The sequence below is a fragment of the Pandoraea anhela genome (assembly GCF_902459655.1).
Lineage (GTDB): Bacteria > Pseudomonadota > Gammaproteobacteria > Burkholderiales > Burkholderiaceae > Pandoraea > Pandoraea anhela.
In genome coordinates, this window is sequence record NZ_CABPSB010000003.1 from 295,686 (window position 1) to 318,568 (window position 22,883).

The window sequence follows — 22,883 nt, forward strand, 5'->3', positions numbered from 1 at the left end:
ACTTACAGAATTGTTTAAGCGTCAAGTATTTCATTGCCCAGCCTAAACGACGCCTTTTGCGTAGGCAAGCATTTTTAAAAACACCTCGGGAAAGCACCAGTTACAGGCCGAAGAACGTTTGGGCATTCCCGGCGAGCAGGCGATGCCGGGCGTCGTCGTCCAGCCCCGGCTGCTCGGCCACCAGGCGGCCGATGTTCTGCTCGCCGAGCGGGAACGGGTGGTCCGAGCCCAGCATGATGCGCTCGGTGCCCATCGTGTCGACGAGCAGGCGTAATGCGCGGGGGTCGAACACGGCGCTGTCGACGTAAAAGCGGTCCAGATAGTGCGACGGCGGGTGCGGACTGTCGGCGCGCACGATGTCGCGGCAATGCCAGGCGTTCTCCGCGCGGCCGAGCAGGTAGGGGAAGGCGCCGCCGCCGTGGGCGAAGCAAAGCTTGAGCGAGCGGGGCAGCCGTTCGAACGCCCCGGAGAGGATGAGCGACAGAATGGAGAGTTGGGTCTCGGCCGGCATGGCGACCAGCCACGGCATCATCCATTTCTTCATGCGGCCGTCCGTCATCATGTCCCACGGGTGCACCAGCACCGGGATCCGTTCATTGCCGCAGTGCCGCAAAAATGCGACGAGTTGTTCGTCGTCCAGATCTTTGTCGCCCAGATGGTTGCCGATCTGCACGCCGACGTGGCCGGTGGCCTTGGCGCGCGAAGCTTCGGCGCATGCCAGGTCGAGGTCTTGCAGCGGCACCTGCGCCATGGCTTTCAGACGCTTGGGGGCGTAGCCGCAGTGGTCCAGCGCGAGGTCGTTCATGCGCCGCACCCAGTCCATGACGGTGTGGCCGTCGTAGCGGTAGCCGAACATGATCGGCGTGGCGCAGACGACCTGCACGTCGACGCCGTGACGGTCCAGTTCCTCCACGCGCAGCGCGGGGTCCCACAGGGCACGGTAGACCGGCCGGAACGCGCGGTTGTCGAGCATGATGTTGCCGGTCTCGCCGCCTTCGTCGATACGCAGCCACGGGGCAGTGGCGGCGTCCAGGCGGGCCGCTTCTTCCTGCGTGATTCGCGGGAAGAAGTGAGCGTGCATGTCGATTTTCTTCATGACGTGACGTGTGATGTGCTGAGTGCTGCTTCGTTGAGGGGCTTGGTTCAGGCCGACGCCGGCGGTTGGGCCGTTTGGTCTGTTCGGGGCGGCTGGGCTGCACGACCCGGATGGACCTCGCCGCATCCCGGGCACCGGCGCAGCGACGCATTGCCGTAGAACGCCTCGAACAGCGGCGGCAGATCCGTCACGATGCTCTTGAGTTGCACTTCCACGCGATGCACCTGCGTGCCGCACGCCAGGCAATACCACTCGAAGCCGTCGAGCAGGCCGGCCGGGCGCTGACGCTCGATCACGAGACACAGGCTGCCGTCCTCCGGACGCTGCGGCGAGTGGCGCACGTGCGGCGGCAGCAAAAAGATGTCGCCCTCCTTGAGGTCGACGCGTTCGGCCCGCCCGTCGATCCACAGATTGACCCAAGCGTTGCCTTTGAACTGATAGAAAAACTCTTCGAGCGGATCGTCGTGGTAATCGGTGCGATGGTTCGGTCCGCCCACCACCGTCACGATGAAGTCGCTGTCCTGCCAGACCTGCTGATTGCCGACGGGCGGTTTGAGCAGGTGCGCGTGATCGTCGATCCAGCGCTGGAAATTGAAAGGCTTGCCATACGTCAACATGCTGTCTCCCGGGTCATGCCGCGTCAGGGGGATCGGTATTGGAAGTGTGTCGTCGATGCGACCCTACCGCGCGCGTGGCGCGTAGGCCACGCATTTGATTTCGATGAGCAACAACGGGTGCGGTAACTGATGCACCGCGACCGTCGTGCGCGTGGGGCCGTTTTCGTCGAAGTATTCGCCGTACACCTCGTTGTAGCCGCCGAAGTCGTTCATGTTCACGAGGAACGTGCTGATCTCGACGACATCGGCCAGCGACGCACCATCGCTGGCGAGAATGTCGCGTATGTTCTCGATCACGGCGCGCGTCTGTTCGCGGATGTCGAGTTGCGTGACACCCAAGGCATCTACCCGTGCGCCGGCAAACGAATTGTCGGGGCGGCGCGAACTGGTGCCCGAGACGAACAGAAAGTCGCCGGCGCGCTTGATATGCGGGAACTTGCCGCGTGGCGTGGCCTTGCCCTCGACGACGCGGGCCTGCGTGTTCTGGCGGTTTTGCGAAATGCTCATGAATTCAGTCTCCCTCGTGCGGAAGTGCGCGTGGCGATGGGTGAAGACGGACGGCGCGCGGGTGCGGCAATCCCGACCCCCATCGGAACTGCCGCACCGTCGCCTCACCGTATAAATCAAAGCTTGATACAGATGTTGGTGATTTCGGAGTAGAAGTCGAGCGAGTGGCGTCCGCCTTCGCGTCCCAGCCCGGAGAGCTTCACGCCGCCGAACGGCGTGCGCAGATCGCGCAGGAACCACGTGTTGACCCACACCAGTCCCGTCTGAAACCGACGCGCCACACGATGCGCGCGCGAAAGGTTCGTCGTCCACACGCAGCCCGCGAGGCCGTAGTCGCTGTCGTTGACGCGACGAATCACTTCGTCCTCGCTATCGAACGGTGCGACATGACACACCGGGCCGAAGATTTCTTCGCGCACGCAGCGTGCGGTGTCGGGTAATCCGGTCCATACGGTTGGCTGGATGAAGGCCCCTTCGTCGCGCATGTCGCCGAAGTGCGGCACCCCGCCGCCGGTGACGACCGTCGCGCCTTCTTCCACGGCCAGGCGATAGTAAGAGAGCACCTTCTCGCGATGCTTGCGAGAAACGAGCGGGCCCATCTGCACGCCGTCGGCGTCGGGGGCGTCGATACGCAGCGCGGCGGCGCGTTCGGCGAGTGCGGCGACGAACCGGTCGAAGATCGGGCGCTCGACATAGACGCGCTCGGAGCAAAGGCAAACCTGACCCGCGTTGGTGAACGAGGAGCGCACCACGCCGTCGACGGCCTTTTCGAAATCGGCGTCGGCGAATACGACGGCGGCGTTCTTGCCGCCCAGCTCGAAGGAGATTTCCTTCACGCCGTCGGCCACGGCTTTCATGATGGCGCTGCCGGTGCGCGATTCGCCGGTGAAGGTGATGGCGGCGACGTCGGGGTGTTGCGTCAGGAATTCGCCAGCCGAACCGGGGCCGAAGCCGTGCACGAGGTTGAAGACCCCGGGCGGCACGCCGGCGGCGTCCATGACTTCGGCGAGCAGCGTGGCGGACGACGGGGTGTCTTCCGAGGGCTTTGCGACCACACAGTTGCCCATGGCCAGCGCCGGGGCGACTTTCCACGTGAAGAGCAGCAACGGCAGGTTCCACGGCGAAATGATGCCGATCACCCCGAGCGGTTTGCGGGTGACGTAGTTCATCACGTCGCCGCCGTCGGCGGCGCGCATCTCGTACATCTCGCTGCCGGCGGTCTTGATCAGGTCGGCGAACATGCGGAAGTTGGCGATGCCGCGGGCGATGTCGAGCGTACGCGCCTGTTCTGCGGGGCGGCCCGTGTCGGCGACTTCGGCGGCGACGAAGTCGTCGAAGCGAGCCTGAATGCCGTCGGCGATGCGGTGCAGCACGGCGGCGCGCTCGGCGGGCGTGGTCGTGCCCCAGGGGCCTTCGTGCAGGGCGCGGCGGGCGGCGCCGACAGCGCGCGCGACGGTGGCGGCGTCGGCTTCGCAGACCTTCGCGACGAGCCGCCCGTCCACCGGGCTAAGGTTATCGAACTGGCGGTCGGTGGCGACGAATGCGCCATCCACGTAATGCCGCAGCAGCGGCGCAGTCGCAAGGCTCACGAGGTCTCCTGGAGCTGGGTGTCGTGTGGGGCGGCAGATGTCGATGGCAGGGAGCGTCATGACCTGCGCGCCGGATGCTCACAAGTCTAGGCAGCCGGAGATATAAAAAATAATGAAAAATCACGGATCGTCTATTCCTTGATGGAATAGACGACGGGCGCATGGGGCTCGCGGATCCGGGCGACGTCAGGCAACGTCCGCCGATGCGGCGTCGAGTCGCCGAGTCGTTGAGTTGCCGAGTCGCCGAGTCGTCGAGTCCGTTCAGGTGTGTTGCGCCGCCTAATGGCGGGCGTCGTGACTGACGCGTGCGCGGGCTTCCCGTCGTTCGCGCGGATCGCGCTCCTTGCCGATGGCGGCAGGCGGCAGATCGGTGTCGAGGCATTCGACGAGATGGGCGTTGAGCACGGCGGCCAGTCCTTCGCCGCCTCGGCGCATGACGTAGTTATGGTTCCAGCGAAAGAGCGGGCGGGCGAGCGGCGCGAGCTTGTTCATCCATTCGCGCTTTGTATGGACGTCCCATGTGTAACGAACGACGGTAATGGCGCCTTCCGTATCGAAGCGCCAGACGCCGGTGCCTTCGGCTTCGCCGGTGGCGATGCTGCGGACTTCGCGCATCGGATCGATGTGCGTAATGCGTGTCTCGAAGGTGAGGGAGTAGGGCAGTGCGCCGTGCCACGTCAGTTCGCGAACGGCGCCGATCCCGTCGGCGTCGCCCGAATCGAGCGTGCGCACTTCCCGCACGCACGGCCACCAACGCGCCCAGTGGTCGACATCGCGCAGGGTGTCCCAAACTTCGTCGAGCGGCGCGGTGAGCCGCCACAAGGTGAGGAAGTGATAGTCGTTCATGGCCTTTCCCGGTCGTGGATGGGAGGGGGTGCCGTGATGTCCCCGGCAGAGCAGGGACTTTCAGTATAGGCGGCTTCCTGATGCGCCGAGCGATGTCAGGATGCTGCCGCTCTCCGGTGCCCGATCGGGCACGCCCGGGCATCCGCCGACGACCCGTCAATTTCATCGGCAGGTGTCATCCAATTCAGCATGCCCCCAGTTCCGGTCGACGCAACGGATCATGCTCGCGCCTGTGCGCCCGTTGGCCTTCTGCGCCGCCGATCCGTCGGCTGTCACGAATTCATCACAATGCCTCCATAGAATCCCGAAGTGAAAACGTTTTCGTAAACGTTTACATTTGCGTAAAATCCGTCAACTTCAAAAACGACGGTCCAGACAAAAGGAGCGGGTGTGGCTGATATTCGGGATGTGGCGCAGCGTGCGGGGTGTTCGATCGCGACCGTGTCGCGCGCGATCAATTCGCCGCATCTCTTGCGTCCCGAGACGCTCGCCAAAGTCCAGGCGGCCGCCGCCGAGCTGAAATTCCGCCCCAACGCGCTCGGCCGGCAGCTGCGCGGCGAGCGCACGGGACTCATCGGCGTGATGCTGCCCACGCTCGGTAATCCCGTCTTCGCCGATTGCCTCGAAGGCATCGAGGCGGCTATCGACGGCACCGGCCGCCGCCTCTTGCTCGTCACCACCCAATACGACCCCGAGCGCGAACGCAACGCCATCGAAACCCTGCTCCAGCAGCGGGTGGACGGGCTGCTGCTGACGCTGGCCGACGCCGAGCACAGCGCGCTCATCGACGATCTCGCCGCCGAAGGCGTGGCCTGCCAACTCGTCTACAACGATGCGCCCGAACGGCCGTGCGTGTCGGTCGACAACCGCGCCGCCGCCGCGCAAGGCGTGGCGATGCTCATCGAGGCGGGCCATCGCGACATCGTCATGGTGACGGGGGCGCTGCACGCGTCCGACCGCGCCAAGCGTCGTTATCTCGGTTACGGCGACGCCATGCAGGCTGCTGGCCTGACGCCGCTGCCCGCCTTCGAAATCGACTTCAACAGCGGCGCGCGTGGCGAGCGGGTGCGCGAATGGCTGGCGCAGCGCGAACGCGACGGCGCGCGCCCCACCGCCCTGTTCTGCTCCAACGACCTGCTCGCTCTCGGCGTGATGCGCGCCCTGCGCGAAGCCGGCCTGCGCGTGCCGGACGACATCTCGGTGCTCGGCTTCGACGGCCTCGCCGTGGGCGAACTGCTCTCGCCCACGCTCGCGACCGTCGTGCAGCCGAGCGTGGACATCGGGCGTCACGCGGCACAGCGTCTGCTCGCTCAGATCGACGCACGAGGGGGACCCGCCGGCGTGAGCGGATCACACGACGCCGCGCTCGGCCGCGCGCTGATCCTGCCGCACGAGATTCGCCGTGGCGGCACCGTGGCGCCGCCGCCGGGCAAACGCGGATGACACCGCCGACACCGCCGACACCGCCGCAGCGGCAGGGTGCTGCGGAAGGCCCAAGACGATTTGCATTGATCGAAGTCACTCGCAAGACAGCAGGAAAGCAAGGAATCAAGGAATCAAGGAATCAAGGAATCAAGGAATCAAGGAAGCGGCCGACGACTGACTCCGTAAAGAGAGGGCAGCGACGGCCAAGGCAATCAGGCATCCGGCCGCAAGGCCCGTATCGGACAGTCCCGTACTGTAGAGAACGTAACCTGCGGCAGCCATGTGCTGCCCACGCTCAGACTTTCAGGAGCCCAGAAATGAAGCTTTGGATTACCCGCGCCGCTCGCACACTGGCGTTGTTCACCTTGCTCGGCGCTGGCGCCGCGCATGCTCAGCAGACTGCGATCTGCTACAACTGCCCGCCCGAATGGGCGGACTGGGCCGGTCAGGTCAAGTCGATTGCGCAAGACACCGGCATTCGCGTGCCGCTCGACAACAAGAACTCGGGTCAGGCCGTCGCGCAGTTGATCGCCGAGCAGAAGGCGCCGGTCGCCGACATCGTCTATCTGGGCATCACCTCGGCTATCGAAGCCGCGAAGAAGGGCCTGCTGGCGTCGTACAAGCCGGCGAACTGGGATCAGGTGCCGGCCAACCTCAAGGATCCGAACGGCATGTGGACCACGATCCACTCGGGCACCGTCGGTTTCTTCGTGAACCGCGACGCGCTCGAAGGCAAGCCGGTGCCGCGTTCGTGGGCCGACCTGCTCAAGCCGGAATATCGCGGCATGGTGGGTTATCTGGATCCGAGCAGCGCGTTTGCAGGTTACGCCGCGGCCATCGCCGCCAACCAGGCGCTCGGCGGTTCGATGGAAAACTTCGGTCCGGCCATCAGCTTCTTCCAGAAGCTCAAGGCCAACGCGCCGATCGTGCCTAAGCAAACGGCCTACGCCCGTGTGCTCTCGGGTGAGATCCCGATCCTGATCGATTTCGACTTCAACGCCTACCGCGCCATCTACAAGGACCGCGCCAACGTGCAGTTCGTGATTCCGATGGAAGGCACGGTGTCGCTGCCGTACGTGATCGCGCTCGTGAAGAACGCGCCGCATAGCGACAACGGCAAGAAGGTGATCGACTACACGCTGTCCGACAAGGGCCAGGCGCACTGGGCGCAAGCCTTCCTGCGTCCGGTGCGCGCGAGCACGATGCCGGCAGACGTGGCGGCCAAGTTCCTGCCGTCGACCGACTACGCTCGCGTGAAGCCGGTCGATCTGCAAAAGCTCGCCGCGCAGCAGGACGCGTTCGGTCAGCAGTACCTGAAAGACGTGCGCTAAGACGCCTGCGCACGACAACGTCCAACGAGGAAGAGGAGCAAAGCAAGCGATGCGTGACCTGACTTTGCCGCGCGGCTGGCGCGTGGCACTTCTGCTACCGGCACTGGCGGTCTTTCTGGCATTCTGGCTGTTGCCGATGGCCGCACTCGTGCAGGTCAGCGGCGACGGTCACGCGTTCGAGACTTATCGCGCGATTCTCACCAACGCGCGTTATCTCGACAGCCTCTGGCAGACCGTAGTGCTCTCGGCACTCGTCACACTGGCCACTTTGGCGCTATCGCTTGTGGCGGGCCTCTTCCTCACCCGTCATGACTTTCCGGGGAAATCGGCGCTCGTGTCGATGCTAACCCTGCCGCTGGCGTTCCCCGGCGTGGTGGTCGGCTTCATGGTCATCATGCTTGCGGGACGCCAGGGCCTGATCGGCGATCTGACGTTGAAGCTCGTCGGTCACAAGCTCGTGTTCGCGTACTCGCTGGCCGGGCTGTTTCTCGGTTATCTGTATTTCTCGATTCCGCGCGTGATTCTGGCCGTGATGGCGGCGGCGGAGTCGCTCGATCACTCGCTCACGGAAGCGGCCGCATCTCTCGGCGCGGGTCCCTTCGCGATTGCCCGCGACGTGACCTTGCCCGCGCTCGCGCCCGCGCTGATCGCCTCGGGCGCGATGTGTTTCGCGACCTCGGTCGGTGCGTTCGGCACGGCCTTCACGCTCGCTACCGACATCGACGTGCTGCCGATGACCATCTACACGGAGTTCACGCTCAACGCCAACGTGGCGACGGCGGCGGCGCTCTCGGTGATTCTCGGCATCGTCACCTGGGCGGTGCTGATGCTCGCCCGCAATTTCACTGGGCAGGCTGTCGCCGCCGGAGGTTGATCCGCATGCTCAAGAAGACACTCTTCACGCTGCAACTGCTGCTCACGCTGCTCATGTGCGCGTTCCTGCTGATTCCGGTCGGCATGTCGATTCTCGCCGGCCTGTCGGTGAACTATTTCCGTGGTCCGTCCGCCGGTCTCACGTTCAAGTGGGTGATTCAGGTCTGGCAGGACTATCACGACGCGATTCTGAATTCGTTGTACGTCGGTGCCGCCACCCTCGTGCTGGTGACGTTGCTCGGTGTGCCCGCCGGTTACGTGCTCGCCCGCTGGCAGAGCCGTGCCGCGCGCTGGATCGAAGAATTGCTGACGCTGCCCATCGCGCTGCCGGGGCTGGCGAGCGCACTGGCGCTGATCAGCGTCTATGGCGGCATGCGCGGCTTTCGCGAAAGTCTGGCGTTCATCGTCGTCGGGCACGTGATTTTCACGCTGCCGTTCATGGTGCGAGCCGTGGCCGCCGCCTGCGCGGATTCGCGCATCAAGCTGATGGAAGAGGGCGCGGCGAGCCTCGGCGCGAGCTTCCTGCGTCGCTTCATGACCGTGGTGCTGCCCAACATTCGCAGCGAAATCGTGGCGGCCGCGCTCATCGTCGTGACGCTCTCGCTCGGCGAATTCAACCTCACGTGGATGCTGCATACGCCCGATACCAAGACGCTGCCGGTCGGGCTGGCGGATGCTTACGCGTCGTTGCGTCTGGAGATCGGCAGCGCCTATACGGCGGTGTTTTTCGTGCTGATCGTGCCGCTGCTCATCGTCATGCAGATGACGGCGCAGCGCGCAAAAATTCGCAATGCGCGTGGCCGCACCTGAGCGCATCCGACTTCGCGGTTGCGCTGCACGCACACCGAATGCCAAGGATTTGACGATGAAACTGACTTCCATCCCCATTCATCTCGAACGCTGTGCCAAGACGTTTCACGGCAACACCGTTCTGCAACCGCTCGATCTGACGATCGGCGCGGGCGAGACGCTGGTGCTGCTCGGCCCGTCGGGATGCGGCAAGACCACGACCCTGCGCATGATCGCAGGCCTGGAGCGCCCGGACGCCGGGGGGCGTGTTCGCTTCGGCGACGAAGACGTTACGCGTTTGCCGATCGAGAAACGTCGTGTCGGCATGGTCTTTCAGAACTACGCCCTGTTTCCGAACTTCACCGTGCGCGGTAACGTGGCGTACGGCCTCAAGTTGCGCGGTCTGCCCTCGGCGCAGATCGACAAGCGTGTGGACGAGTTGCTCGATCTGGTGCATCTCACGCCTTACGCAGACCGCGCCATCGCACAGCTCTCCGGCGGTCAGAAGCAGCGCGTGGCGCTCGCCCGTGCACTTGCGCCGGAGCCGCGCGTGCTGCTGCTCGACGAGCCGCTCACGGCGCTGGACGCCAAGCTGCGCGAGACCGTGCGCGCCGATATGGACCGACTGCTTCGGGGCCTTGGCGTGACGACCGTGTACGTCACGCACGATCAGGACGAAGCGATGGCGCTCGGCGACCGCATCGTGGTGATGAGCGCAGGTCGCATCGAGCAAATCGGTGCGCCGCGCGATATTTATTACCAGCCGGCGTCGCGCCACGTGGCGAACTTCGTCGGCACCCTCAATCGTTTGGCCGGCGTGTGGCGCGACGGCCACTTCCATCTGGAAGGCGGCCGATTCGCTTGCCCGAATGTTCGTGCCGATGTCGAGGAGCTTTATTTCCGCCCCGAGGATGCCATCGTCGTGCCCGCTGGCGACGCCTCGCTCACGGGGCGGATCGAGGAAGTGCAATTCCTCGGCGACCGCACGCGTCTGACACTGAGCGGCGTGTCTGCCGCCGGCGTCGTGCTGGTCGAAGTTTCCAGCCGCCGCGAATGCCGCGTCGGCGATCAGGTGGGCCTGTCGCTGCCCGCCGCTCATGTCTTTTCGCTTCACGGATAATCCGCTCATGCTGTTCGCGCAAATCAGCGACCTTCACATCAAACGCCCCGGCAAGCTGGCCTATCGTCGCGTCGATACGGCGGCCTATCTCGAACGCTGCGTGGCACGTCTCAATACGCTGGAACCCCGTCCCGACTTCGTGGTGCTCACGGGCGATCTCGTCGATTTCGGCGCGCGCGAGGAGTACGAACACCTGCGGCGTCTGCTCACGCCGCTGCAAATCCCGTACTACCTCGTCATCGGCAATCACGACGGCCGCGACGCACTGCGCGAAGTGTTCCCCGAGCATGCCTACCTCGGCAAGCCAGGCGATTTCGTGCAATACACGGCGATGTTCGGGTCGTTGCGGCTCGTCGCGCTCGATACGCAGGACCCGCCCAACGGCGGCGGCAAGTTGTGCGACGAACGCCTCGCATGGCTCGAGGCCACGCTCGCGAGCGATACCGAAACGCCAACGGTCATCGCCATGCACCATCCGCCGTTTGCGTGTGGCATCGAGCACATGGATGTTCAGGCGCTCGACCCGGTCGCAGCGGCGAAGCTGGCGGCCGTGGTGAAACGATTCGATCATGTGGAGCGCTTGATTTGCGGCCACGTACATCGCCCGATTCATACGCGTTTCGCAGGCACCGTGGCAAGCGTGTGCCCGTCGCCTGCGCATCAGGTTGCCCTCGATCTGCGCGAGGGAGGGCCGTCTGCGTGGGTACTCGATCCGCCCGCGTTCCAACTGCATCGCTTCACGCCGCAGACCGGACTCGTCTCGCATCTTGCTTTCGTGGACGATGCGGGCGGCTCGCATCCGTTCTACGACGCTGCCGGTGCGTTGATCGACTGATCGCGATTTGCGCGTACCGAGTGTGTCATGCCACAAGGCCCCCGAGGGTGGATCGGGGGCCTTGTGCATTTGCCGGTGCGCGGCGTGGCCGGGTTACAGCAGGTGATCCAGCGCGTCCGGGCCGAAGACTTCGCGATGCATGCGCTCTGCGGGCACGCCGGCGTCTCGCAGGGCGCGCCATTGCGTCTGCATGAAAGCCGAGGGGCCGCACAGCAGATAGTCGGCATCGGCGGGCAGCGTGAGCTGTGAGAGGTCCATGCGTCCGGCAAACGTGTAATCGACGCCTTCACGCTCGGTCGGCAGCGGCGTCTCGAAGAATGTCGCGACACGCAGATGCGCAAGTCGCGTGCCTGCGAACGCCAGTTGGCGACGCAGGGCGACGTGCGAGCCGTTGCGCCCGGCATGGGCGAACAGAATTTCGCGGCGCGATTCCCGGGCGGCCAGTGCCGCCACCATCGACATCATCGGTGTGATGCCCACGCCGGCGCTGAGCAGCACGAGTGCGCGGGCGTCGTTTTGCGGCAGCGTGAATTCGCCGTAGGCCGGACTCACCAGAAGGCGGTCGCCTGCCTTGAGATTGGCATGCAGCCAGTTCGACACCTGACCGGCAGGCTTCGCGCCGGTGGCGTCTTCGCGCTTGACGGTGATGCGCCAGTGCGGCGCGTCCGGCGCGTCCGACAGGCTGTATTGGCGGCGCTGTTGCAGGCCGTCCGGCAGGGTGATCGACACGCTCACATACTGACCCGGGGCGAACTCACCCGGCGAGTTGCCCTCAGGCGTGCGCAGGTAGTACGACACGACGTGCTCGGTTTCACGATCGACATCGGTCACGATCAATTCCCGCAGCGCGCCCAGCGGGGCGTGTGTCTTCTCCGAGAGTCGGGCTTCTGCGGCGATCAGCTCGCCGGCGAGCAGCCAGTAGGCTTCGTCCCATGCGGCGATCAGTTCCGGGGTGGCGGCGTCGCCCAGCACGTGCTTGATGGCGCTGAGCAGGTGACGTCCGACGATCGGGTAATGCGACGGCGTGATGCCGACCGACACGTGCTTGTGCACGATGCGTTCGAGCACCGGCGCGAGGGCGGCGGCGTTGTCGATGTTCGCGGCGTATGCGAACACGGCCGAGGCCAGCGATTGTTGCTGCGCGCCGCTTGCCTGATTCCCCATATTGAAAAGATGGCGCAGCTCGGGGTGCGCTTCGAACAGGCTCGCGTAGAAATGACGCGTGATCGCGAGACCGTGTTCGCGCAGGACCGGAACGCTGGCGTCGATGTACGGGCGGGAAGCGGCGGAAAGCATGGCAAGACTCCTGAATTTATAAGATGTAATTAAAATGCATCTTTTTGGTCGTACTCGTGGGTACTTCATCGGCACCGTGGCATCTCGCTGAGCATGATTCACGGTGCAGCATTCGGTCGCCGGTGCCCCGGGGCTCACTTCACGACAACAACATTGGGGGCCCGGCGAAGTGATTATAAGATGTAAATGAAATGCATGTTATGGGGCTGCGGCGGAATGTCGCAACGGCGCGGCGTGCGGTTCACGGTGTTGCGCGGTGGCGACGAGTGTCGCCCGTGCGAGGGGATTGCGGCGGTTGTTCAGGTTCTGCAAGGCGCGCCGGCGTGTCTGCGTGATGAAAGCCAGGCCGGCGCGTAGAAACCGAATGCGCTCGGCGGTGAGCGATGTGATCGCCGAATGCCCGGCGTGATTGTCGATCGTCGGATCGCCACCGTAGCGAAGCGCGGTGTTGAGCATGTAGTCCGCGTAGATGGCGTCGCCCGGATGGCGCGTCGCGACCGCAAGAAAGTGCATCAGCGTATTGCCTTCGAACCGGGGCGCATTGCAATCGGGCATGAGCGCGAGCAGGACTTCGGCCGCGCCGCAGTATCCGCGCAACGCGAGCCAGAGAACGGGGGGCGAACCGTCCTGATGCAATGAGTCGATATCGACGCCTTGCTGCCTGAGCGACGTGGCGACATGGAACAGCGACGCATGCGGGCGCAGTGGATCCTGACCCGCATCGCACAGGCGTTTGGCTTCTGCCATGAGGGCGGCGCTGACGACCGGCAAGGTCCCGTTCGTTTCCTCGGCCGACTTCGGCCGTGGGTTGGCGATGACATGCAGCGCCCGCTCGCGGGCCTGAGCGATCATCTTCTGACTCAGCCGCACATACTGCGCGAGGCTGTCGGGTAGCAGCGAGACGGCCTTGACGCCTGACGAGTTCGGCAGATCGGGGTCGCCGCCATAGCGCAGGGCGAGGATGAACAGAAAGAAGGCGGTAAACGAGTACGCCTTGTGTTGTGTGGCCGATGCGAGTTGATGCATCAACGTATTGCCGCTGCGGTTGCCCTCCGACGTGTTGCACGTCGCCCCCAGTCCCAGCAGGACTTCGGCAGCGCCGCAGTAGCCGTTGAGCGCGAGCAACATGACCGGCGGCGAGCCGCTGCGCGACGGCGCCGTCAGGCTCGCACCGTGGGCGTTGAGTGTCTTGCCCAGCCGGTAGAGCGATTCGTGCAGGATCAGCAGGTCGCAGCCCTGCGCATGCAGACGATCGGCTTGCGCGGCCATGGCGGAGGCGATGAGCGGCACGCCGCTTGCCGTTACCTGGTTGGGGTTCGCGCCGAACCTGAGCAGGGACGGCAGCCACTCCACGGCGACATGGCTGCACAGGTGCGATAACGGCAGATGCACGTCGCCGGGTGTCTCGGAGATCGGCACATCGTTGGTCGTATCCCGGCCGCAAGCGATCAGCACGCGCAGGGCGTGAGCGAGGCGAGGCGGTGGTTCGGGCGAAAATTCGCCGTTCATGATGGCGTCGACGAAGAGCGTGGGGTAGGCGCAGGGCGATGCGGCGTAGCGCAGCCACAGTTGAAGGCCTTGGTCGCACATCAGGAGCGCGGCGTCTTCGGCGGCGAGTTGTGCGTATCGCGAACGATCGATGAAGATGCCGGCATTGTCCAGATCGGCCAGCGTTCTGCGACGCTCGGGCGTGCAGAACAGCGACGCCATCGAAAAGGCCAGTCCTTTGGGATCGACGGGATTCGCGATCAGACAACTGTCGCGAAGTTCGCGGCCAGCGGCGCTCGTCAGGCTCATCAGGGTCTCCCACGTCGTTTGCGACGAACAGCGCCCCTCGCGGTGGGCCGCGAGCAGGTCGTCGAGCCCGATGCTCGATAAGGGGGCGGGTGCGGCGGGCGCCCCGATGTCGGGACGCGCGATAGGCGGCGCAGTGGTCGGTGTGGAAGCAGACGCGAATTGCATGAAGGGCATGGGGAGGCGGGCAACGAGACGCCCGGTGCAGATGGCATCGGGAAGTTGGGTGGGTACGGCGGACGGTGAGCGCGCCGCCGCGACGGGGATGTTCGCCGTCGCCGTGGCGATGATCGGCACGGGGTGAGCGGGCTGGGTGCGAAGGGGCTCAACCAAGCGCCTTGATCCGACGAAATGCGGTCGCACGCACGTCGCAGAGGAATTCGTCGTCGATGCGTGGCGCGAGGGACAGCGCCGTGGGCAACCATTCCCGCGCCGAGTGCCCGTTGCCGTTCACGCGGGTCAGATCGCCGTCATGGCGCGAGGCGACGATCAGCATGTAATGCGCGAGCTTGGCGTTGTCGCTGTGCACCGGGTCGTCGCGCAGACGCGCTGCATGCGTGAGGTGGTGCATCAGCGTGTTGCCATGAGCGTCCGGCGCGTTCGGGTCGGCGCCCGAGGCCAGCAGTGCTTCGGCAGCCCCGCAAAGCCCGTGAAAGGTGAGCAGGGCGACGGCGGGCACGCCGCGTCGATTCGGCGCCATCAGATCGCCACCATGTCGCTTGAGCAGATCGGCAAGTGCGTGCAGCGAGGCATGTGCGCACATGACGTCCTGTCCGGCGTGGTGCAGGCGCAGGGCTTCGGCGCGCATCGCGGCGACGGTGAGCGGCATGCCGCGCTGGTTGCGCTGATTGGCGTTCGCACCGAGTTCGAGCACACGTGCGAGCCAATGAGGCGCGACCTGGCTGCACAGATGGACGAGCGGATTGCGCGGGGCGTTCTCCGCCATCGCGGACGGTGCGGCGTCGGTGCGGTCACGCCCGCTGGCGACGAGCACGCGCAGAATCTTGCCGATGAGAGCATGATCGTCGGCGCAGGCCGGGCCGAAGAGGTCGGCCCCGTCGAATACATTGAGATAGCCGCTCGGGGTGGCGGCATACCGCAGCCAGAGCATCAGGCCTTCATCGCTGCGGAGCAAGGCGGCGTCGCCGGGTTGCAGGCGGCGCACGGGATCGGGAACGAGAAAGATGCCTGCGCTCGAGAGCTGGTCGAGCGTGCGCTCGCTTTCCGGCAGGCTCAGCAACGTCACCATTTCGAGAAATAGCGGACCGTTACGCGACGCCCGTTCGCACGTCTCTCGCAACTCGCGGCCCGCACAGGTCTGGGCGTTGACGAGCGTGTTCCAGATGTCCTGAGTGCGAAAGACGCATGTGCGCCGTGTGTCGAGCAATTCGCTCAAGGTCATGGCGGCCAGATGTGCGCTGTCGGCTTGCCAGGTCGACGCGCAGGGCCCTTCGCTGGTGCTGTGGGCGCTGGTGGTGATGGGTGGGGTTCCGGGCATGATGGCAGGGCGCGTGGCGCCGCTAAGCGTTGGGAAGGCCGCATGGTTGCGCATCTGTCGCCGCCGGGTTTTGGCATTCACACCGCGAAGCTATCGTCCTCGGACCTGTCGGCACGCGCCGTGAGCGAACTACAATGCGGTATTCGTGAATCATTGCTACGTTTGGGTATGTCGCAGAAAAAACATTCCGCCGCTACGCCGGTGACGGCCTCAGCTCCCGTGTCGGGGCAGACGCAGGACAACGACGCCGTGATCGCGGCGACACGTCACTGGCTCACGCGTGCCGTTATCGGACTGAACCTTTGTCCGTTCGCGAAGGCGGTACACGTCAAGGAGCAGATCCGGTATGTGGTGAGCGCGGCGCGCGACATGGAGGGGGCACTGCACGATCTCGAAAAGGAATTACAGTGGCTCTCCGACGCCGATCCGCGAAGCGTCGATACGACGTTGCTGATTCTGCCCGGCGCGTTGCTCGACTTTCACGAGTACAACGATGCGCTGTTTTTCGCGGAACGCCTGCTCAGGCAACGGCGGCTCGAAGGTGAACTCCAGATCGCGAGCTTTCACCCGGACTACCAGTTCGAAGGCACGGCGCCGGACGACGCCGAGAACTACACGAACCGCTCTCCGTATCCGATCCTGCATTTGCTGCGCGAGGCCAGCATCGATCGTGCGGTCGAGGCGTTCCCCGAAGCCGAGACGATCTATGAACGCAACGAAGCGCTGATGCGCAAGATGGGCGTGGCGGGCTATCACGCGTGGATGGCGCAGCCGGCGGAAGATGAAGAGGGCGCGAACGACAACGCCATGGACGATGGCGGGAACGACGGCGCACCCGTCAGGCGCTAACGGACACCGGCCGGGCGATGCATCCATCCGGCATCACCTGCGTGTTCGGTGACGCGAACACGGGCGCCGATTCTGAGGCGATCCTGAGCCGATTGCGATATCGGCGCGTCGCTGTCCGGCACGTCGCTGCCGAGAGTGCGGCGCCTCTCTCCCGGGGCACCGATGTCTCGAATGACATGACAGACGTGCCGGAACTCCAAAGGTGGTGACTCGAATCCAGAGTCCAGGTACGCAATTTGATAACTATTGATAAGCGTGCTAGAGTGACCACTAACCCAGCCAACACCTACCGGAGGGAAATCATGATCAGTGCTGAACTCGGGCGCTCGCTTGAGGAGTACGTCGCCGAACTTGTGAAGAGAGGCCGCTATGGCTCGAAGAGTGAAGTCTTGCGTGAGGGGGTCCGTCTGATTCAGGACCGGGAGTCGCAGCTTGCCGCACTGGATGCCATGGTTGAGAAGGGCATTGCAGACGCCGCAGCAGGAAAGGGCCACCCGGCCGCCGATGTGTTCGACCGCCTTGAGAAGAAGTATCAGGCAAAGGTGGACGAAGAGGGATGATCGTTCACTTATTACCCGAAGCCATCGTAGACCTCGAGAACGTTGGTGACTACATCGCGCTGGACAATCCGCGCCGCGCCGTAACATTCATTCAGGAACTGCGGGACAAGTGTTTGAGTCTCGCAGACATGCCGTACGCGTTCCCCGTCGTGCCACGCTATGAGCGATTCGGCATTCGCCATCGCGTCTACGGCAACTACCAAATTTTCTATCGCGTGGTCGAGTCGGACGCGCGTATCGACATCGTTCACATCCTGCACAGCGCACGAAATTACGCGGCGATTCTGTTTCCCTGACGGCATCCGTTGAAGCGCCGAGGACGGCTAAGCGGCGCGGCGAGTGCCCTCAATAGCTCCCTAAACATTCCCCAAAAATCCGTCTGAATCACACCGCCCCGAGCCGCATTTCCACGTAAATCTGCACGGGGACGATGATTAGGGCGCTGACGTCCGGGAGCCTAGTCAATCAAGGCTCGGGACCCTACCTCAAACGATGATTTGGGATCAGATGCGCTGTTTGAGCTTATCGGCATAATCCGCCCACTGCTGCATCATATTTCGGCGCTGAGGAAGGTGTGACGTGCGGTTATAGGCTCGACCAAGCGGGTCTCGTACCGAGTGGGCTAACTGGGCCTCAATGACAACTACAGGGACGTTGAGCGTCTCATCGAGAATGGTTCGTGCAGTTGCGCGGAATCCATGGCCCGTCATCATTTCTCTGTCGTAACCCAGCCGACGCAAAGCGGCATTCAACGCGTTGTCGCTCATTGGCCGTTCGGTCGAGCGAATGCTTGGGAATGGATATTTGCCGCTACCGGTTAGCGCGTGCAGTTCACGAAGAATTGCGATGGCCTGCGTTGATAGAGGCACGATGTGCGCAGCCCCTTTAAGCTTGGCCGCTTTCACCCGTTTCATTCGAATGCTTGGCACTTCCCATGTCGCCCCATCCAAATCGAACTCGCTCCATTCCGCTTGCCGCAATTCGCCGGGGCGCTGGAAGAGGAGGGGAGAGAGCTTGAGTGCGCACAACACGGGAAACGTTCCGGTGTAGCCGTCTATCGCGCGCAGCAGGTGGCCTAGTTCGGTTGGATCTGTGATGGCCGCGAAGTGCGTCGTTTGGATCGGTGCTAATGCCCCGCGTAGGTCGACGGTAACGTCGCGCGTTGCTCGCGCCGTCGCAACGGCGTAGCGCATGACCTGGCCGATGTTCACACGCAGGCGATGCGCGGTCTCAAGCTTGCCTTGCTTCTCGATGCGCCGGAGCGCATCCAGCACCTCCACGGCTTCTATCTCGGCAATCGGGCGTCCGCCGATCCACGGGAACGCGTAGAGCGTCAGACGGCGCAGGACCTTCTCTGCGTATCCATCCGTCCAGTTCGGGGCGAATCTCTCGTGCCACTCGCGTGCGACTGCTTCGAAGCAATTCGTCGCGTTCAGACGTGCGGTGCGCTTCTCCGCTTTGCGCGTCGCGCCGGGGTCAATGCCGTCGGCAAGCTGAAGGCGGGCCACATCGCGAGCGCGTCGAGCGGTAGCTAGTGAGACCGTTGGATACGTGCCAAGCGCCAGCCGCTTCTCTTTCCCAGCAAACCGATACTTCAGTCGCCAGTACTTCGCGCCAGAGGGAGCGATCTCCAGGTACATGCCGTTAGCATCGGCAAGGCGGTATGTCTTTTCGGAGGGTTTGGCAGTGCGTGCCTTCGCGTCGGTAAGCGCCATATGTGCGACTCCATGCCGTGTTGGGGGCATCGGTCGCGAGGGGCAATGTCATGCCCCCACATGTGCCCCCAGATTGATGATGGATTGGGGGCATCGCATGGTCCCTCGTGGAAAAACAAAAAACCCGCCAAGCTTGTGCTTTAGCGGGTTTTTAGGACTTCGCTGCATCCAACGACTTAAGTCGCTGGTGCCGGAGAGAGGAATCGAACCCCCGACCTTCTCATTACGAATGAGCTGCTCTACCGACTGAGCTACTCCGGCGCTGCGAAGAAGTGAGATATTAGCAGACTTTCCGGGTTTGTCACTACTTTTTTCAGGATTTTTTTGTGATGCTTGCGGGCATCACGCGTAAATCATTGAAATTCCAGAGATCCTGCGCTTTTGTCGTCGCGGGAAATTTTGCCGCGCACCGCGGTTCCGCAACGACGGTCTGTCTCTCTTACTTCGCGCCGGCTTCGTGGTGATAGCCGGTCACGCGTTCGACCTCGTTCTTCGAGCCGAGGAACACCGCCACGCGCTCATGCAACTTCTGCGGCTGAATGTCCAGAATGCGCTGCACGCCGTTCGTGGCCGCACCGCCCGCCTGCTCCACGAGGAAGCTCATCGGGTTGGCTTCGTACATGATGCGCAGCTTGCCCGGCTTGTCCGGATCGCGCTTGTCGGCCGGGTACATGAACACGCCGCCACGCGTGAGAATGCGATGCACGTCTGCAACCATCGACGCGATCCAGCGCATGTTGAAGTCCTTGCCGCGCACGCCTTCCTTACCCTGCAACAGTTCGCCGATGTAACGCTGCACCGGCGGATACCAGTGACGCTCGTTGGACATGTTGATCGCGAATTCCTTCGTGTCTTCCGGAATGCGCATGCCTTCCTGCGTGAGCACCCACGATCCCATTTCGCGATCCAGCGTGAAGCAGTTCACGCCATGCCCGGTCGTGAGCACCAGCACCGTTTGCGGGCCGTACACGGCGTAACCGGCCGCGACCTGTTGCGAGCCCGGTTGCAGGAAGTCCTTCTCCGTGGGATCCGTCACGCCGTCCGGGCAACGCAGCACCGAGAAGATCGTGCCGATCGACACGTTCACATCGATGTTGGACGAGCCGTCGAGCGGATCGAACATCAGCAGGTATTCGCCCTGCGGATAGCGGTTCGGAATGTGGAAGACGTCTTCCATCTCTTCCGATGCCATGGCCGCGAGATGGCCGCCCCATTCGTTCGCCTCGAGCATGATCTCGTTGGAAATCACGTCGAGCTTCTTCTGCACTTCGCCCTGCACATTCTCGCTGCCGGCGCTGCCCAGCACGCCCCCGAGCGCGCCCTTGGACACGGCATGGCTGATGGACTTGCACGCGCGTGCCACGACTTCGATCAGCAGACGCAACTCGGCGGGAATATTGTTGAATTCCCGTTGCTGTTCGATCAGATATTGGGTAAGGGTCTTGCGCCGCATGAGGGCCTCCGGAAAAGCGTACCGATTCGAGATGGACGCAATTTTACTCGTAAAGCGACACTGCCCCCGCGAAAAATCCTCGGGGGCAGTGCAATGTGGGATGAGCGCGCAACGTGTCTCGGAAAAATCCGAGACACGTTGCGCGTCGGGGCGATCAGTCGAGGCCGTCGAACAGCGCGTCGTCCGGGCCGATGTGCGACGGCGAGCGCCAGGCGGCGTCGCGCATGCTGTGCTGAACTTGTTTGTCCACGCCGAGCAGGATTGCGAAAATCGCCATACGCACCGGAATGCCGTTGTCCGTCTGACGGAAGATGGCCAGACGCGGGTCGTGATTCAGATCGGTCGACAAATCGTTCGCGCCCGGGCGGCTGTCGCGCGGCAGCGGGTGCATGATGATCGTGCGGCTGTCGCAATACTGGTTGATCAGCGCTTCGTTGATCTGGAAGTCCGGCGTGTAGCCCTCGATCGCTTCGTCGGCAAAACGCTCCTTCTGGATGCGCGTCGCGTAGACCACGTCGGCGCCGGCCAGATCGGCGAGCGAATTGCTCTGCACGATGACATGGCCGTTCTGCGAAATCTGATCGAGAATGTAAGTCGGCATTTCGAGCGACGGCGGCGAGATCAGCGTGAACTTCAGGCCGCGATACAGCGCGAGCAGTTTGATGAGCGAGTGCACCGTGCGGCCGTAGCGCAGGTCGCCGACCATGGCCACGTGCGCGCCGTCGACCAGCTTGCCCACACGCGAGAACTCGCGCCCGATCGTGTAAAGGTCGAGAATGGCCTGGCTCGGATGTTCACCGGGGCCGTCGCCGCCGTTGATGACGGGAATGTTCGTGGCGCGCGCGAATTCGGCGACCGACCCCTTTTCCGGGTGGCGCACGACGAGCGCGTCGACGTAACCGCTCATCACGCGGCTCGTGTCGTAGATCGATTCGCCTTTGGCCATCGACGAGAACGTGAAGCCGGTCGTGTCGCACACCGAGCCGCCGAGGCGGCAGAAGGCGGAGCCGAAGCTCACGCGGGTGCGGGTGCTGGCTTCGAAGAACAGGTTGCCGAGCACAGCGCCTTCGAGCACGCGGGAGATCTTCTGACGGCGCGCGATCGGTTGCATGATGTCGGCGACATGGAACAATTCTTCGAGCGAGTCGCGCGAGAACTGGTCGACGGAGATCAGATGCGGCTTGCCGTCGAGGCCCATGCGTTCGCGCAGCGGCTTGTGTGCGCTTTGCGTAGATTCTGCGGACGGGGCTTCGCGACCGAGGATTTCGCCGACGAATTTCTCGACGATGCTCGGCATCGTGCGATATTCGCTCGAATCTTCCGGCAGCAGCCAGGTGTCGAGGGCGCGCCGGCGAACGCCGATGCGCTCGGCGAAGGTGTCGCGGGTCATGTTCAGGCGACGCATCGCGTCGCGCAGGAAAGTCTGCTGTGCACTCATGGTCGGGTCGGCAGGTCTGTGTACGCGATGCGTATAATAGGCGTCGATTCGTTGTTTGTCCAGCAAAAGACGTGCCCCTCGCGGGGCCGCGCCAGCCGGGCGTTTCCGGCATTTCCGGTGTATTGCCGTACGGGTATGGAAAACCTTCTCCGCAAGCTTGACCTCACTTCTTTGCGTCTATTCGTGGCCGTTTGCCAGGAGCGGAGCATGGCGCGCGCCGCCGAGCGCGAATTCATCGCGCCTTCGGCCATCAGCCGCCGTATTGCCGACATCGAAGCCGTCGTCGGACTGCCGCTCATCCAGCGGCATCAGCGCGGTATTACCGTCACGCCGGTCGGAGAGACGGTGCGCCGCTATGCCGAACGTATTTTAGGCACGATCGAATCGCTGGGCGCCGAACTGTCCCAATTCCACGAAGGGGCGCGCGGCAGCGTGCGCATTGCGGCGAATCTGTCGGCCATCGTTCAGTTTCTGCCGGAGGATCTGGCGGCGTTCGGGCGCGTGTTCTCGGCCGTAGACGTCGAACTCGACGAACAGCACAGCAACGAAGTGCTCCAGCGCGTGGCCGAGCGGGCCGTGGATGTGGGCATCTGCAACGCTGTCGAAGGCATCGACGCCTTCACGATGGTGCCGTATCGCCGCGACCGGCTCGCCGTGATCCTGCCGGTCGGTCATCCGCTCGCCGCGCGCACCGGCGAGATTCCGTTCTCGGCATGCGTGGGCGAGACCCTCGTCGGTCTTCAGGGCAATAGCGCACTGACGCAGATGCTTCGCCAGCAGGCGAGCGCAGCAGGTGAATCGCTGCGCATCAAGATTCGCGTGTCCAGCCTCGACGCCCTGTGCCGCATGGCGCATGCCGGGCTGGGCATCGCCATTGCACCCGAGCAGGTGGGGCAGTTGTATGTCGGCAAGCTCGATGTGGTGGTACGTCCGCTAACAGACGAGTGGGCGCACCGGCAACTGTGGCTCGTCTTCCCGTCGCGTGAGCAACTGAGCGCGACGGCGTCCGCTGTCGTCAACTTCCTCGCGCAGGGGCAGCAAGGTCAGATGCCGGGTGCGCCGGGCGTCGGCGCCGTCTGAGTCGATTAACTCACTTTGCGCTTGCCTGTCGTGCCTGCGTCGCTCTCCAAGCATCCCCCAAGCGTCCTCCGGGCGTTCGCGGGGCGCGTCGCCTCCCCCGGCGTAACCCTTCGCAATCGGTCACGCCCGGCTTGCCGAGACGGCACGGCAGGGCGGTGACCCGACCGCTATG

At 63.9% G+C, this 22,883-nt stretch carries 21 protein-coding genes and 1 tRNA gene; 10 read left to right on the forward strand and 12 right to left on the reverse strand.

The window, feature by feature from the left end:
- Positions 1-100: 100 nt before the first annotated feature.
- The 5 genes from PAN31108_RS06640 to PAN31108_RS06660 all read right to left on the reverse strand — a co-directional run bounded on the left by PAN31108_RS06640 (position 101) and on the right by PAN31108_RS06660 (position 4,655).
- Positions 101-1,096, reverse strand: coding sequence for an amidohydrolase family protein (locus PAN31108_RS06640; protein ID WP_150668086.1), 996 nt, complete (start codon positions 1,094-1,096; stop codon positions 101-103).
- 47 nt (positions 1,097-1,143) lie between these two features.
- Complete coding sequence (locus PAN31108_RS06645) at positions 1,144-1,713, reverse strand: 3-hydroxyanthranilate 3,4-dioxygenase (protein ID WP_150668087.1); 570 nt, start codon at positions 1,711-1,713, stop codon at positions 1,144-1,146.
- Between the two features lie 63 nt (positions 1,714-1,776).
- On the reverse strand, positions 1,777-2,220 hold the full coding sequence (locus PAN31108_RS06650) for a RidA family protein (protein ID WP_150668088.1): 444 nt from the start codon (positions 2,218-2,220) through the stop codon (positions 1,777-1,779).
- Between the two features lie 116 nt (positions 2,221-2,336).
- The gene (locus tag PAN31108_RS06655) at positions 2,337-3,809 is read right to left on the reverse strand and encodes a 2-hydroxymuconic semialdehyde dehydrogenase (protein WP_150668089.1); all 1,473 of its coding nucleotides are present in this window, start codon (positions 3,807-3,809) and stop codon (positions 2,337-2,339) included.
- Between the two features lie 279 nt (positions 3,810-4,088).
- Positions 4,089-4,655, reverse strand: coding sequence for an SRPBCC family protein (locus PAN31108_RS06660; RefSeq protein WP_150668090.1), 567 nt, complete (start codon positions 4,653-4,655; stop codon positions 4,089-4,091).
- Between the two features lie 390 nt (positions 4,656-5,045).
- On the opposite strand from PAN31108_RS06660, the gene PAN31108_RS06665 reads away from it, so the two are divergent.
- The 6 genes from PAN31108_RS06665 to PAN31108_RS06690 all read left to right on the forward strand — a co-directional run bounded on the left by PAN31108_RS06665 (position 5,046) and on the right by PAN31108_RS06690 (position 11,028).
- Entirely contained in the window at positions 5,046-6,098 is a 1,053-nt protein-coding gene (locus PAN31108_RS06665; protein WP_150668091.1) for a LacI family DNA-binding transcriptional regulator, read from the forward strand.
- A 299-nt stretch (positions 6,099-6,397) separates the two neighbouring features.
- Entirely contained in the window at positions 6,398-7,411 is a 1,014-nt protein-coding gene (locus PAN31108_RS06670) for an extracellular solute-binding protein (protein WP_150668092.1), read from the forward strand.
- 49 nt (positions 7,412-7,460) lie between these two features.
- Positions 7,461-8,285: an ABC transporter permease gene (locus PAN31108_RS06675; RefSeq protein WP_069344760.1), complete on the forward strand. Its 825-nt coding sequence runs from the start codon at positions 7,461-7,463 to the stop codon at positions 8,283-8,285.
- A gap of 5 nt (positions 8,286-8,290) precedes the next feature.
- Positions 8,291-9,094, forward strand: a complete 804-nt coding sequence (locus PAN31108_RS06680; RefSeq protein ID WP_150668093.1) for an ABC transporter permease — start codon at positions 8,291-8,293, stop codon at positions 9,092-9,094.
- 55 nt (positions 9,095-9,149) lie between these two features.
- A complete protein-coding gene (locus PAN31108_RS06685; RefSeq protein ID WP_150668094.1) occupies positions 9,150-10,193 on the forward strand; it encodes an ABC transporter ATP-binding protein in 1,044 nt (347 codons plus the stop codon).
- 7 nt (positions 10,194-10,200) lie between these two features.
- Complete coding sequence (locus PAN31108_RS06690) at positions 10,201-11,028, forward strand: phosphodiesterase (RefSeq protein ID WP_150668095.1); 828 nt, start codon at positions 10,201-10,203, stop codon at positions 11,026-11,028.
- A gap of 93 nt (positions 11,029-11,121) precedes the next feature.
- On the opposite strand, the gene PAN31108_RS06695 is transcribed toward PAN31108_RS06690, so the two are convergent.
- The 3 genes from PAN31108_RS06695 to PAN31108_RS06705 form a co-directional block, all read right to left on the reverse strand.
- Positions 11,122-12,324, reverse strand: a complete 1,203-nt coding sequence (locus PAN31108_RS06695) for a globin domain-containing protein (protein ID WP_150668096.1) — start codon at positions 12,322-12,324, stop codon at positions 11,122-11,124.
- A gap of 198 nt (positions 12,325-12,522) precedes the next feature.
- Entirely contained in the window at positions 12,523-14,286 is a 1,764-nt protein-coding gene (locus PAN31108_RS06700; RefSeq protein WP_150668097.1) for an ankyrin repeat domain-containing protein, read from the reverse strand.
- Between the two features lie 157 nt (positions 14,287-14,443).
- Entirely contained in the window at positions 14,444-15,616 is a 1,173-nt protein-coding gene (locus PAN31108_RS06705) for an ankyrin repeat domain-containing protein (protein ID WP_150668098.1), read from the reverse strand.
- Between the two features lie 168 nt (positions 15,617-15,784).
- On the opposite strand from PAN31108_RS06705, the gene PAN31108_RS06710 reads away from it, so the two are divergent.
- The 3 genes from PAN31108_RS06710 (at position 15,785) to PAN31108_RS06720 (ending at position 17,321) form a co-directional block, all read left to right on the forward strand.
- Positions 15,785-16,465: a DUF1415 domain-containing protein gene (locus PAN31108_RS06710; RefSeq protein WP_174994875.1), complete on the forward strand. Its 681-nt coding sequence runs from the start codon at positions 15,785-15,787 to the stop codon at positions 16,463-16,465.
- Between the two features lie 302 nt (positions 16,466-16,767).
- Positions 16,768-17,025 carry a type II toxin-antitoxin system ParD family antitoxin gene (locus tag PAN31108_RS06715; protein ID WP_150668099.1) on the forward strand — a complete coding sequence of 86 codons (258 nt, stop codon included), beginning with the start codon at positions 16,768-16,770 and terminating at the stop codon, positions 17,023-17,025.
- Positions 17,022-17,321: a type II toxin-antitoxin system RelE/ParE family toxin gene (locus PAN31108_RS06720; protein WP_150668100.1), complete on the forward strand. Its 300-nt coding sequence runs from the start codon at positions 17,022-17,024 to the stop codon at positions 17,319-17,321. Before PAN31108_RS06715 ends, PAN31108_RS06720 begins: the two co-directional genes overlap by 4 nt.
- 207 nt (positions 17,322-17,528) lie before the next feature.
- On the opposite strand, the gene PAN31108_RS06725 is transcribed toward PAN31108_RS06720, so the two are convergent.
- From PAN31108_RS06725 to PAN31108_RS06740, 4 genes are all read right to left on the reverse strand, one after another.
- Positions 17,529-18,740: a tyrosine-type recombinase/integrase gene (locus PAN31108_RS06725; RefSeq protein ID WP_150668101.1), complete on the reverse strand. Its 1,212-nt coding sequence runs from the start codon at positions 18,738-18,740 to the stop codon at positions 17,529-17,531.
- Positions 18,741-18,925: 185 nt separating this feature from the next.
- Positions 18,926-19,001: transfer RNA gene (locus PAN31108_RS06730), tRNA-Thr, on the reverse strand.
- 178 nt (positions 19,002-19,179) lie between these two features.
- The gene (locus PAN31108_RS06735; protein ID WP_150668102.1) at positions 19,180-20,193 is read right to left on the reverse strand and encodes a class 1 fructose-bisphosphatase; all 1,014 of its coding nucleotides are present in this window, start codon (positions 20,191-20,193) and stop codon (positions 19,180-19,182) included.
- Positions 20,194-20,347: 154 nt separating this feature from the next.
- Positions 20,348-21,631, reverse strand: coding sequence for an aspartate carbamoyltransferase (locus PAN31108_RS06740; protein WP_150668103.1), 1,284 nt, complete (start codon positions 21,629-21,631; stop codon positions 20,348-20,350).
- A gap of 135 nt (positions 21,632-21,766) precedes the next feature.
- On the opposite strand from PAN31108_RS06740, the gene PAN31108_RS06745 reads away from it, so the two are divergent.
- The gene (locus PAN31108_RS06745; protein ID WP_150668104.1) at positions 21,767-22,711 is read left to right on the forward strand and encodes a LysR family transcriptional regulator; all 945 of its coding nucleotides are present in this window, start codon (positions 21,767-21,769) and stop codon (positions 22,709-22,711) included.
- The last annotated feature ends 172 nt before the right edge of the window (positions 22,712-22,883 follow it).